Here is a 13,384-nt window from a genome sequence, read left to right on the forward strand (position 1 = left end):
CCCCGAGGATCGCTCCTCGGGGGCCGCTTCGTCGGGTCCGTGGGTCAGGCGGTCAAGTCGTCCTCGGCCGCCGACACCCGCGGCACCGGCACGGTCGCCGGCACCGGATCGGGCTCGGGCTCGGGGTCCATGTCGGCTCCGGCCACCGCCCGCGAGTCCTGGCCGACGTTGCGCGTCTCGGCCTTGATCGCGAGGTTCGCCACCGCGGTGTTGAACTGGTCGATGGACGTCGGCTCGTCCGGGCCGAGCAGGTATCGCTTGAGCTCCCCGCGGTCCTCGGCCAGCGCATCGGCGGCGGGATCCCGTACGGCGTCCAGCAGTTCGCCCAGCTCGGCCGCGCTGTTGGACAGGATCGTCGCGGCACGCACCGCGGTGTTCGCCCGCTTGAACTCCTCCACGCCCAGCTCGGCGGAGTCCGTGACGGCGTACGGCTTGCCGCTGGCGATGAAGTCGGAGACCACGCTGGAGATGTCGGAGACCATCGCGTCGGAGACGTTGAAGCAGTCGTACAGACGCGGCTCGGCGCCCGTGATGACACGGTGCTCGTGGCCGGGGAAGGAGCGCCAGTACGCGGCGTTCCACTCGGCGCGCAGCCGGGCGACCTCCTCGTGCTTGGCGATGTCGACAAGCCCGTCGCGGGTGGCCTCGGCCTCGTCGCCCTTGCCGTTGCCCTTCCCGTTGCCCTTGCCGGACAGCTCGGCGAGGCGGGCCTCGATGCGGGCCAGCTCGGCCTTGGCGGCGGTCAGCGTGGCGGTGTCGGCCGTGAAGCGCGCGTCGGTGACCCGCTCGGCGGCGGCCTGCTCGACCAGGGCGATGATCCGCCGGTGCGCGGCGCCGGCCTCCTTGCTGACGGTGCCGGTGAAGGGGTGCGGCTTGTACAGGACGCGGACCGGCGGGTCGGCCGACACCAGCTTCTTCACGATGCTCTCGCCGGCCAGCACGATCGAGGTGTTGCCGGGGTTGCCGTCCCAGCCCTCCCAGGTCGGGGCGTAGAGAACCGTCGGGATCCGCCCCGCGGGGGCACCGCTCCAGCCCTGGATCGGCGCCAGCTGCGGGCGGCCGACCTCGACGATGTCGGCGTCGCGGACACCGACGTCGGCGATGGCATAGCGGTCGCGGCCCGCGCGCCCGGCGGTCCACACCTCGTCGTAGACCTTGCTGTACGGGTTGACGCTGGCCAGCTTGTCGCTGTCGCCGTGGCCGATGAAGACGTGCTTCATGGTCGGGACACGCAGCAGGTGGATGTTCTTGCCGACGTTCGCCGCGTACAGCGCGACGCGCACGTTCGACAGGTCCAGGTTCATCAGGTGCACGCCGCCGGGCACGCAGATGACGGGGACCGTGGTGGGCGCGAGGTTGTTCAGGATGACGCGCTCACGCAGGATGATCAGCGGCTGGGAGTCCAGCTGCTCCATGGTCTCCAGCCACATGTTGACCTGGTACGCGGAGTCCTTGGAGCCGGAGAAGTACAGCACCGTCTCGGGCCGGTACTCGCCCAGCCAGTCGTCGACGGCGGCCAGCACGGTGTCGGCGTTCGGCGGGATCTTCGCGCCGCGGACGTACGGCACGAGCGCCAGCACGTAGAGGCAGCCCACGCCCACGGTGATGCCGATGCCGATGAAGCCGACGACGGCCGACTCCAGGGACGCGGAGACGAGGATGCCGGCGACGGCCGCGAGGTCGAGGTGCAGCATCTTCTCGGCGGAGCGGTGCAGCAGCCTGCGCGGCGGGGCGTCCGGGATGCGGATGCGCGAGGCGAGGTCGATGTTGCGGGTGGCGACCGGCATACGGCGGCGGTTGCGGATCAGGGTGACCAGCGCGCCGTGCGGGGCCTGAAGGCCGTAGAAGGCGATGAAGCAGGCGATCGCACCGTAGTAGATCAGGTCGTCCGCGAGGCCGAGCCGGGCCAGCAGCAGGATCAGCAGCAGCTGCCTGATCAGGAAGCGGATCGACAGACCTGCCCGCACCTTGCTCAGGCGGTTGACCAGATAGCTGCCCTTGCGGTGCAGATAGTGGTCCGCCAGGTACGTCACGGCGGCCGCGGCCGCGAAGGCGGGAACGCTCGGTACGAGCGCGGCCAGCATGAGTGCCGGGAAGCCCAGCATCATGAGGGCCGCCGCGGCCAGCTCGGCCGCGCTGCCCACCCGGGCGACGCGAATAGCGGTGGATATCACGGAGAACCTGCTCAGGAGGAGGGGCCGGTCTGAAGGGGGAAGGACTCAGGCCCCTGTGAATTCTTCGTGAACGAAGAATCGCAGAGGCCTGAATTCCATAAGGCTATTAACTGATGATTATGCCATGCCGTCCTGCCGGTCCAGAACACTGGCCAGCGCCTGCTCGAAGCCCGACGCCTTGCCGGCGGCCGCCGTCGGGTCCTGCTGGCGGACGTCGATCACATGGCCGGTCAGCTCGGAGAGCAGCACATCGAGGGACGTGCGGGCGACGGCCTCGGAGGAGAGCAGGCTGCCCGAGGGCTCCTGACCGAAGGCCTTGGTGCGCATCGGGGTGGCGGTGCGCTCCGGGTTGATGCAGTTGACGCGGATGCCGTCGCCGGCCCACTCGTCGGACAGGGCCTGGGTGAGGTTCACCATGGCGGCCTTGGTCGAGGAGTACAGGCTGTACTCGGCGCGACCGCGGGTGTAGCTGCTGGAGGTGTACAGCAGCAGCTGGCCCTTGGTCTCGGCCAGGTACTTGTACGAGGACCGCGCGATCTGCACCGGGGCGAAGTAGTTGACCTTCAGCGCCTCTTCGATGGTGGCGTTGTCGGTCTCGGCGAGCTTGCCGATGCGCAGGACGCCGGCGGTGTTGACGACGTAGTCGATGCGCCCGGTCTCGGCGTACGCCTTGGACAGCGCGTCGTCGACCTCCTCCGGGTTCTCCACGTGGGTGCCGGTGGTGGAGCGGCCCAGCGCGTACACCTTGGCGCCGTAGGACTCGGCGAGTTCGGCGATGTCCTTGCCGATGCCGTAGGAGCCGCCGAAGACGACGACGGTCTTGCCCGTCAGCAGCTCGCGGTAGGCCTCTTCGCTGACCTGCTCGGGCGTGGCGGTGGAGGCCAGCTGGAAGAGCTTGTCGGCGATGAAGACGTCGACGGGCTGGGTGACCTTCATGTTGTACTCGTCACCCGCGACGACGTGGATCGGCACGTCCGGCAGGTACTTGAGCACGACGGAGCAGTCGTCCGTGGCCTGGAAGTTGGGGTCACCGGCGGCGACCTCGTAGGCCCGCTTGATCGTGGACAGCTTGAACGCCTGCGGCGTCTGGCCGCGGCGCAGCCGGGAGCGGTCCGGGATCTCGGTGATGAACTCGCCGTCCTCGCCGTGCGTGCGGGTCACGATGATGGTGTCCGCGGACGGGATGGCGACATCGACGGCCTGGAAGCGCTCCAGCGCCACGACACAGTCGTCGATGACACGCTGCGACAGCAGGGGGCGCACGGCGTCGTGGAAGAGGACGTTCACGTCCTCGCCCTCGGCCAGGCCCTCGCCGAGGGCGTCGATGGCGCGCTCGGTCGTCTCGTTCCGGGTGGAACCACCCTCGATGATCTTCTTGACCTTCTTGAACCCGGCCTTGGCGACGATCTTCTCGATGTCCGGCACATAACCGGGCGCCATCAGAACGATGATGTCGTCGATCGAGTCGGCCTTCTCGAAGGTGGTCAACGTGTGCTCGATGACTGCCTTGCCGGCGATCTTCAGCAGCTGCTTGGGGATCGACAGACCCACGCGCTGGCCGGTACCACCCGCAAGGATCACTGCGGTGGTACGGGGCTTGGCTATGTGCTGGGACACAGGTGACCTACCTTGTGGCGACTGGGAACTTGGAAATGGTCCCACTTGGGGTTACCGCAGTGCAAGGTGAGCGTCCCCGTCTGCATATGTGCGCGCAACCTGTCATTCACCTTGTACGCATGGTCATTGCGATGAAACCGTCCGGAAGTTCCCGGGAGTTGCCGTGAGTAACGACACAGGCTCACCGAAGCCCGATCCGCTTGAGGCAACGGTGGCCGAGTACCCGTGCCAGCTCCCGGGACGACGTCTGGTGAACGGTACGCGACTTGGCGGGCGCGGCATGCCGCACGGGAGCGCCCGCCGCCGCGGCGAGAGCCCCGTACAGCGCATGTGCCGCCGCCTCGGGAGCGATGCGCGCCCCGGCGTCGGCCCTGGCCGCCGACTGCTGTACGGCGGCCGACTGCACGGCGGACAAAAGGCTCATGTCGCCGATGATCCGCACCCCTGTCGACCCGATCCGGTCCGCCATTTCGGCACCGATCCCGGCGGCGGCCTCGACGGCCCACTGCGGGGTGCAGATCTTCACGTCACCGGGACCGGGGGCGCACGTGTTCTTCATATGCATCACGGCGCCGTTCCGCACGAGCTGTGAATAGAGCTCCGCGGGCAGTTCATTGGCGCGGAATTCCTTATTAAGATTCCGCAGCATTTCGGTCTCGGCGAGGGTGAGCGAGCGATTGGCCGCGTCCGGAATCGGCCGCAGAAGGTGTGCGGGCAGCCCGAGCAGCGCCTCGAAGGTGCGCATCAGGCCCTCCCGGTCCCGGTCGTCGACAACGACGACGGTGACCCGCTCCGGGCCGACCACCCGCGCCCAGCGCTCGACGAGCCGGTCATGCCGGTGCCGGCGCCAGAAACTGGGCGTGGGCCCGTCGTACGGCGGCTTCCTGAGCAGGTGCTCCAGCCAGTCCTCGTAGCCCATGCGCAGGCCGTTCTGCACGTACTGCTGCCACTGCGAGGGCATGATCCGTGCGAGCGGGCGCAGCGTGACCAGGACGTGCACGCGCTCGCCGCCGAGCTGCTCGACGATCCTCTCGACGGTGTCGTCGTCGGGGGCGTCGGCGAAGAACTCGCTGCTGATCACCGAGGTTCGCCGCCCGGTGCCGCGCACCTGCTCCAGCAGCCGCTCCCAGTGCCGCTCGGTGGGTGCGGGGTCGCCCATCATGCCGGTGCGGGCGCAGGCGGCCAGGACCGCCTCCATGGGGTGCCGGGTGGCGGCCGGCCACTCGACGCCGTGCCCGGCCATCTCGGCCCTCGCCTCGAACAGGGCGCCCTGGATCGAGGTGGTGCCCGTCTTGTGCGGGCCGATGTGCAGCAGGCGGGTCCCGGTCGCGAGCGGGGTGATCACGTCGCCGTTGGCCGGGAGTTCATCTCTCGTACAGTCCGTCTCCATGGTCAGAGGACGGTAAGAGGGCTTGCTGAGAGAGCGCTGAGAGTGACCTGGGACACGGATGAGTCCCAGGCCCTCGGGCAGGCGTTACGGAAGTGACAGAGGTTGCGGGAGTTACACGACCTCGACGCCCGGCCGGCCCGATTCCACCCGCAGCCGGGCCAGCGTGCTCGGCGTGGCCGTCTGTGCGCGCACCGTGTCCACGATCCGCACCTGCGCGTCGATGCCGTCGCGGCGGATGTCGAAGAGGTGGTAGCCGCGGTGGGCGTCGAGGAGCTTCCAGTGCGGGTTGTCCGGCACGCGCGGGTCCCACTCCCTGTGGAAGGCGTCCTGGTCCTGGTCGCCGTTGCTGGAGATGGACGTACCGACGAACTCCGCGCCCACGACGTCCGAGCCCGGGTCGGCGTAGTCCTCCTTGAGGTCGCTGATCATCGTCAGATGCCGGTCGCCGGTGAACACGACCGGGTTGCGGACCTGCTTCAACTCCTGCATCAGGGCGTTGCGTTCGACCTGGTAGCCGTCCCAGGCGTCGTAGTACCAGAGCTTGCCCTCGCCGACCTTGAGGTCGGTCTCGGCCATCATGATCTGCGAGCCGATCATGTTCCAGCGGGCCGGCGAGTGGCGCAGCCCGTCGACCAGCCACTGCTTCTGCTCGGCCCCCAGCATGGTGAGCGACGGGTCCTGGGCCGCCTCCTGGCTCTTGACCTGGTCGCTGCGGTACTGCCGGGTGTCCAGCACGCTGAGCCGGGCCAGACGGCCGAACTCGAGGCGGCGGTACATCTGGATGTGCGGGCCGTTCGGGATGGCGCTCGCGCGGACCGGCATGTGCTCGTAGAACGCCTGGTAGCCCGCTGTCAGCCGCGCCACGAACGCGTCGTGCGGCTGCTTGTCCGGGTCCTGCGGGATCTCACCGGCGAAGTCGTTGTCGATCTCGTGGTCGTCGAAGGTGACCACCCAGGGCGCGTTCGCATGCATCGCGGCGAGGCCCGGGTCGGTGCGGTACTGGGCGTACCGGTTGCGGTACTGGACCAGGCTGTACGGCTCACCCGTGCCCTCGTGGCGGCGCACACCCGTCGCCGATGGCGTGGACTCGTAGATGTAGTCCCCGACGAACAGGACGAAGTCGGGGTCCTGGTCGAGCATGTCGGCGTACGGCGTGAAGTAGCCGTGCTGCCAGTTCTGGCAGGAGGCCAGCGCCATGCGCAGCCGGCCGCCGGAGCTCGTCGGGTGGGGCGCGGTGCGGGTGCGGCCGGTGGGCGAGAGCTGGCCGCCGGTGCGGAAGCGGTACCAGTACGTACGGCCCGGGCGCAGCCGTCGTACGTCGACGTGAACGCTGTGCCCCAGCTCGGGCCGGGCCTGGGCGACCCCGCGGCGCACCGGTTTGCGGAACCGCTCGTCCTCGGCGATCTCCCACTCGACGGACACCGGGCGATCGGGCATGCCGCCACCGTTCAGCGGGTCCGGGGCGAGGCGCGTCCACAGCACGATGCCGTCGGGAAGCGGGTCACCGGAGGCGACACCGAGGCTGAACACGCCGTCGGGCAACGGGGTTTCGGCGGCCCTGGCGGCAGTCGGCAGCCACAGCTGGGCGGAGGCCGCGGCGCCGAGCACCGCGGCACCCGCGGTCAGAAAGCGGCGTCGGTCGGGCGATACGGATCCGGAAACACCGGTCATCGGCGAACTCCCCTGCCTCGCTGGCCTCTTGGACACTTCGGATGCTCACGCCCGAGGGCGGTCCGGCTGCTGAACTGCGAGCTTCGCGTGCATGACAACTAGGGAGACAACGGAAGACCCGCTGCGGCACGGCCACGTGCCCTTGCCACAACGGGTCTGCCGGTCGATCAGTGAGTGAATCCGGCTGGATCAGTAGTTGAACCCGGAGCCCAGCCTCGCGTTCGTCGCGACCGTGCCGAGGGTCCCCGCCCCGAAGGTGAACGAGCCGGTCGGGGTGATGCCGGTCGAGGTGGACCTGAACACCCACACCGACCCGGCGTTCGCGTTCTCCCCCGGTGCGCCGACGACGAGTTCCGCGCGGCCGTCGTGGTCGGCGTCCACCAGGTGGGTGGCACCGCCGAAGGCGTCGTTGGTCTCCGCCGCGCCCGGCACATCCACGGTGGCCTGGTTGACCCCGGTGGCACCGACGCCGGTCAGGCCGTTCGCGCCACCGCGCAGCAGGACGGCACCGCCGGCGTTGCTCAGCCCGTCGAAGTCCTCGCCGGGCACGCCCGTGGCGACGTCGGCGTACCCGTCGCCGTCGACATCGGCGACCGAGACGTCGGAGCCGAAGCCGTCGCCGCGCTCGGCGGCGCCGGGAACTCCGGCGCTGTCCTGGTTGACGTACATCGCCTTCGTACCGACGGGCCCGTTCGCGGAGCCCGGTACGAAGGCGACGCGGCCGCCCGTGGGGATCGGGGTGTCGAGGTCGCTGTCGTAGCCGTCGACGGAACGGCCCACGACGACGTCCTCGTACCCGTCACCGTTCACGTCACCGAGGTCGAGGGACTCGCCGCCCTGCACCCACCAGCCCCTGCTGTCTTCGAGCACGACCCCCTCGGCGAGCCCGTCCCGCCTGCCCTGCCAGTACGTGATCCGGCGGGCGTCGTACTCGTCGCCGTCGTTCACCGTGGCGACGACGTCGCCGATGCCGTCACCGTTCACGTCGCCCGCCGTGAGGTCCAGGACCCGGCGGTCGAAGTCGTCCGGGACGCTCTCCTCGCCGCCCCCGGCGGCGCCGTCGCGGCCGAACGGCCCCTTGATGACGCGCAGTTCGGCCCTCCTGGCGACGACGACCAGGTCGGCCGCACCGTCCCCGTTCACATCGCCGACGGCCAGCTTCCCCTTGGCGCTGAGCCGGTCGTAGGTCTCGCGCCCGTACGCCAGCGCCGCCCCGCCGGACAACCCGTTCGCCCCGCCCCAGACGACCTGGACGAGCCCGGTCTCGGCACCGCCCTCGACGGAGTCCTCACCGCTCACGCCGACGATCAGGTCCGCGTACCCGTCCCGGTCGAGGTCGGCGGTGCTCACCGCGCTGCCGAACAGGTCCTCCGTCTCGGCGGAGTCGGTGACGCCGGCCGTGTTCTGGCTGACGACCTGCTTGGAGGCGGTCCTCAGCCCACTCGCCGACCCGTACACCACGGCGACGTACCCGGCCTTCGCCTTCCCGTCGACGGTCGCCTCGGGCGCCGCGACCACGAGGTCGGAGTAGCCGTCACCGTTGAAGTCGTCCCGGAGTTCGGCTGCGGGCCGAGGGTCCCCGGCCGCGTGGGCGGCGGGCACGGCGGCCACTCCCGTCACCGCCATGACAACGGCGAGTCCCGTGCGCCAGGTTCCTCTGCGCCTGTTCATGGTGTTGTCTCCTGTCGTTTTCGTGGGGGGACATCGGTACGGGGCGGTGGTCGCCCTCAGTCGGCCAGCCACGATCCGAACCGCGCCCCGGTCACGGTCAGGCCCATGGTGGCGGGACCGAACGAGAAGGAATTGGCGGCGATGACGCCGCTGGAGGTGGTGGAGAAGACCCACACGGACCCCATGTCGAAGTTCTCGGCCGGGTCACCGACGACCAGGCCGTGCTTCCCGTCACCGTTGCCGTCGACGAGAGCGGTCTTCTGGCCGAAACGGTCCTGCCCCTCGGCGGTACCGGGCACCTTGCCGGTGTTCTGGCTGAACGACTTGTGGCCGGTGGCAGTCAGGCCGTTCGCGCTGCCACGCAGCACGAGCACGGTGCCCGCGTCGGTGAGACCGTCGAAGTCCTCGCCGGGCAGCCCCGTCGCGACGTCGAGGTAGCCGTCGCCGTCGGTGTCACCGATGGACAGCCCCGAGCCCATGCCGTCACCGTGCTCGCCGGCGCCGGGAACACCTGCGGTGTCCTGGTTGATCCACACCGGCTTGCGGGTGCTCGAGACGCCGCCGGGGCCGCCATGGACGACAGCCAACGCACCACCCTTCGTGGGCAGTCCGACGTCGCTGTCAAGACTGTCGATGGAATGGCCGACGACGATGTCGCCGTACCCGTCCTTGTTCAGGTCGCCGATCCTCACGTCCTCGCCGCCGACGGTCCGGCCCTGGGCGTCCTTGAGATCGCCCTGGTGGGTGAGGCCCTCGGGGCCGCCCGTGAGCAGGGACACCGCGCGCGAGTCCGGCTCGTCCTGGGAGGAGGTGCGCACGGCGAGGTCGGCGATGCCGTCGCCGTTCACATCACCGGCCGTCACGGAGTGGTACGACGAGTGCTCGTCGGGGTCGATGCCGAAGGAGCCAGTCCTCGCGGGCTTGCCGGTGCGGGTGAACGGGCCGTGCCACACCTGGCCGGGTACCTCGCTGTCCGGCCGGTCGTCGCTGACCATGACCACGTCCGGGCGCTTGTCGCCGTCCACGTCCGCGACGGTGAACCGGCCGCCCCACTCATGGCCGGTCCTCCAGGTCAGTCTCGTCGGCGTGGCCGACAGCCCCTTGGGGCCACCCCAGTTGACGAGGAGGGCGAACCCGGAGTCGACGTACGGCGTCTCCGACTCGGCGGTCGACAACAGGTCCGCGTATCCGTCCCCGTCCAGGTCCGCGCTCGTCAACTGGGCCCCGTAGTAACCCTCGTTCGTACGGTTGGGCCACGTCAGTACCTGCTTGCGCGAGGTCGACAACCCGCTGGCAGAGCCGTACAGCACACTGATCGCGCCGCGCAGCGGTGCCCCTCCGACCGCTGTGGACGGGGCACCGATCGCCGCATCCGGATACCCGTCGCCGTTGAAGTCGTCGTGCAGCCGCTTGCTGCTCGGCGTGGCGGCCCTGGCCTCGGTGGCGGCGTTGACCGCGGGCACCACCAGTGCCCCGGCGACGAGCGCGACGCCGGTGACGAGGACGATCCCGCTGCGGCGGGAGCGCGGAGCTCGGCGGTGAGAACGCGAAGCCATGTGATTCCTGACGTAGGGAAGAGGGGGCAGTGGCAGGGCCGCTGATCAGCGCGGGAACCGGTCACCGAGCCTGGCTCCGCTCGCGACCGTGCCGAGCGTGCCGGCGCCGAAGGCGAAGGATCCCTTCGCGGTGACACCGGCCGAGCCGGACCGGAACACCCACACGCCTCCGGCACGCGCGTCCTCCCCGACCGCGGCCACGACGGGCTCGGCCCGCCCGTCGCCGTCGGCGTCGACCAGATGCACGTTCCCGCCGAAGCCGTCGTCCTTCTCGGGGGTGCCGGGGACGTCCGCGCTGTTCTGGGCGAGGAGTTTGCCGCCGGCCCCGGTCGGCCCGTCCGGTCCACCGGGTACGACGACGAAAGCGCCGGCCTGCCGCACCGTGCCCAGGTCCTCGTACGGGTCGCCGGCCAGGACGTCGCCGTAGCCGTCGCCGTTGATGTCGCCGACCGCGAGGTCGTGGCCGAGCACGTCCCCGGCCTCGTCGGCGCCGGGCATGCCCGGCGTGTCCTGGGTGATGGTCCGGGGGGCGACGGAGTCGGCCGGGCCGCTCGCCGTGCCGTAGAGGAACCTGAGCCGTCCATGACCCATGACGATGTCGTCGCGGTGGTCGCCGTTGACGTCGCCGAGGGCCAGCGTGTGGCCGGGTCTGATCCTCTCGCCCCGGGCGTCCCTGAGGACGACGAGGGGACGCAGGCCCTGGCGGCTGCCGCGCAGGAAGTTCAGGTGCTCGCCACGGTCGCCCTCGTCGTCCGCGTCGAACGAGCGGGCCAGGGTGACGAGGTCGGTGATGCCGTCGCCGTCCACATCGCCGGCCACCACCCTGACCAGGTCGAGGTCGCCGTCGACGAGCTGCGCCCCGGTCGTGCCGACGGGCTGACCGCCCCGCCCGAACGGCCCGTACTCCACGCGGCCGTTGTCGAGCAGGTCCTGATGCCCGTCGCCGTTGAAGTCACCGGTGACGGCCCCGCCGCCGCTCTGGTACGGGCTGTCTCCGACAGCGGGCCGCACCTTCCCCGAGGTGAAGCCGCCGGGGCCGCCCCACAGGACGGTGCGGCTGCCCTCCCGGGCGATGCCGCCCTGCTCCCACCGCTCGTCATCGGCGGACACCTGCAGGTCGCTGTATCCGTCGCCGTCCAGGTCGGCCGTGACGAGGTCCGAGCCGAAGCGGTCACCGGCCTCGACGGTGCCTGGAATCCCGGCGGAGGCCTGTGTGTACACCTTCTTGGCCGTGGTGCGCAGTCCGTGCGCGGATCCGTACAGCACGGCGACGTAGCCCGCCTTCGCCCGGCCGTTCACGGTGGCGTCGGGAGCGGCGACGGCCAGATCGCCGTACCCGTCACCGTTGAAGTCCTGCCGCACGGCCGGGTTCGCCGCGTGGGCGGTCCCCACCGGCAGTACACCGACACTCGCGGCCACCAGGGCGGCAGCCATGGCGGCGGTACACCGCGTCCTGCGCGAAACAGCCTCGACCACGTCGACTCCGGGAATCCGATGGGCAGTTGACGGTGGTAAGGCCTCGAAAGTTCAAGATCCTCATCCACGCCGCCCAGTACGACTCACCGGAAAGCGAAGGGGTTGCCCTGGGATACGCCGCGAATTTTCCTGGAGTTAACCAATCCGGCCAGCGACACGCACGGGCACGGAACGCCGGCCCAGGCCGAAGTCAGCCCCGTCCGGCACTAGAGGACGAGGCTGTTCAGGCCGAAGCGCGGGCCTGGGGGCGGCAGCCCCCAGGCGACGGCACCGACAGCGCCGCACGCACCCTCAGCCTCAGAACGGCTCGAAGTCGTCGAACTCCCGGAGGGCCTCGTCCCGTTCGGCCTCCTTGTCGCGCCGCCGCTGCGCAGCGGGCCGCGGCGCCTCGAAGCGGTGGTCCTCGCCACGCCGACCGAGCATCTCCGCGCCGGACATCAGCGTCGGCTCCCAGTCGAAGACGACGGCGTTGTCCTCGGGCCCGATGGCCACGCCGTCACCGGACCGGGCGCCCGCCTTCATCAACTCTTCCTCGACACCGAGCCGGTTGAGCCGGTCGGCGAGATAGCCCACGGCCTCGTCGTTGTTGAAGTCGGTCTGGCGCACCCAGCGCTCGGGCTTCTCACCGCGCACCCGGAACAGCGGCTCGCCGCTGGAGTCATCGCGCGTCACGGTGAAGCCGGCGTCGTCGACGGCCTTCGGCCGGATCACGATCCGCGTCGCCTCCTCCGTCGGCTTCGCGGCCCGCGCCCTGCCCACCAGATCGGCCAGCGCGAACGACAGCTCCTTGAGCCCGAGATGGGCCACCGCGGACACCTCGAAGACCCGGTAGCCACGGGCTTCCAGATCCGGCCGCACCATCTCGGCGAGGTCCTTGCCGTCCGGTACGTCGATCTTGTTCAGGACGACGATCCGCGGCCGGTTGTCGAGCCCGCCGTACTCCTGCAGTTCCGCCTCGATGATGTCCAGGTCGGAGACGGGGTCCCGGTCGGACTCCAGCGTCGCCGTGTCCAGGACGTGCACGAGCACACTGCACCGCTCGACGTGCCGCAGGAACTCCAGACCGAGGCCCTTGCCCTGACTGGCGCCCGGGATCAGACCCGGGACGTCGGCGATGGTGTAGACGGTCGAGCCCGCCGTCACCACGCCCAGGTTCGGCACCAGCGTCGTGAACGGGTAGTCCGCGATCTTCGGCTTCGCGGCGCTCAGCACCGAGATCAGCGAGGACTTGCCGGCACTCGGGTACCCGACCAGTGCCACGTCGGCGACGGTCTTCAGCTCCAGGACGATGTCCTGCAGGTCCCCCGGCTCACCGAGCAGCGCGAATCCGGGCGCCTTGCGCCGCGCCGACGCCAGCGCGGCATTGCCGAGCCCGCCCCGGCCGCCCTGCGCGGCGACGTACGACGTGCCCTGCCCGACCAGGTCGGCGAGAACGTTGCCCGCCTTGTCGAGCACGACGGTGCCGTCCGGCACGGTGAGGACCAGGTCCTGCCCGTCCTTGCCGGAGCGGTTGCCGCCCTCACCGGGCTTGCCGCTGGTGGCCTTGCGGTGCGGGGAGTGGTGGTAGTCGAGCAGCGTGGTGATCGACTGGTCGACGGTGAGGATCACGTCCCCGCCGCGCCCGCCGTTGCCGCCGTCGGGCCCTCCGAGCGGCTTGAACTTCTCACGGTGGACGGAGGCACAGCCGTGGCCTCCGCTACCCGCGGCGACATGCAGCTCGACGCGGTCCACGAAGGTGGTCATGGGATGTGCCTCCAGTTACGTACAGGGTGTTGTTCTCTGAGAACCAACACGCGAAAGGCGGACCCGCTTCCCGTGAGGGAAGTGAG

8 protein-coding genes are annotated in these 13,384 nt (G+C 70.2%); all 8 read right to left on the minus strand.

The window, feature by feature from the left end; all coding sequences use genetic code 11:
- Positions 1 to 44: 44 nt before the first annotated feature.
- The 8 genes from ACWGDB_RS30275 to obgE all read right to left on the minus strand — a co-directional run bounded on the left by ACWGDB_RS30275 (position 45) and on the right by obgE (position 13,298).
- Positions 45 to 2,144 carry a hypothetical protein gene (locus tag ACWGDB_RS30275; RefSeq protein WP_453825423.1) on the minus strand — a complete coding sequence of 700 codons (2,100 nt, stop codon included), beginning with the start codon at positions 2,142 to 2,144 and terminating at the stop codon, positions 45 to 47.
- A gap of 147 nt (positions 2,145 to 2,291) precedes the next feature.
- A complete protein-coding gene (locus ACWGDB_RS30280) occupies positions 2,292 to 3,791 on the minus strand; it encodes a D-ribitol-5-phosphate cytidylyltransferase (protein ID WP_453825342.1) in 1,500 nt (499 codons plus the stop codon).
- Between the two features lie 181 nt (positions 3,792 to 3,972).
- Complete coding sequence (locus tag ACWGDB_RS30285) at positions 3,973 to 5,181, minus strand: hypothetical protein (RefSeq protein ID WP_453825343.1); 1,209 nt, start codon at positions 5,179 to 5,181, stop codon at positions 3,973 to 3,975.
- 111 nt (positions 5,182 to 5,292) lie between these two features.
- A complete protein-coding gene (locus tag ACWGDB_RS30290) occupies positions 5,293 to 6,852 on the minus strand; it encodes an alkaline phosphatase D family protein (protein WP_453825344.1) in 1,560 nt (519 codons plus the stop codon).
- A gap of 189 nt (positions 6,853 to 7,041) precedes the next feature.
- On the minus strand, positions 7,042 to 8,523 hold the full coding sequence (locus tag ACWGDB_RS30295) for an FG-GAP-like repeat-containing protein (RefSeq protein WP_453825345.1): 1,482 nt from the start codon (positions 8,521 to 8,523) through the stop codon (positions 7,042 to 7,044).
- A gap of 56 nt (positions 8,524 to 8,579) precedes the next feature.
- The gene (locus tag ACWGDB_RS30300) at positions 8,580 to 10,079 is read right to left on the minus strand and encodes an FG-GAP and VCBS repeat-containing protein (RefSeq protein ID WP_453825346.1); all 1,500 of its coding nucleotides are present in this window, start codon (positions 10,077 to 10,079) and stop codon (positions 8,580 to 8,582) included.
- Between the two features lie 45 nt (positions 10,080 to 10,124).
- A complete protein-coding gene (locus tag ACWGDB_RS30305; protein WP_453825347.1) occupies positions 10,125 to 11,513 on the minus strand; it encodes an FG-GAP repeat domain-containing protein in 1,389 nt (462 codons plus the stop codon).
- A 339-nt stretch (positions 11,514 to 11,852) separates the two neighbouring features.
- Positions 11,853 to 13,298, minus strand: a complete 1,446-nt coding sequence (gene obgE, locus ACWGDB_RS30310) for a GTPase ObgE (RefSeq protein ID WP_453825348.1) — start codon at positions 13,296 to 13,298, stop codon at positions 11,853 to 11,855.
- Positions 13,299 to 13,384: the final 86 nt, after the last annotated feature.

This window comes from Streptomyces sp. NPDC055013, from assembly GCF_053608645.1.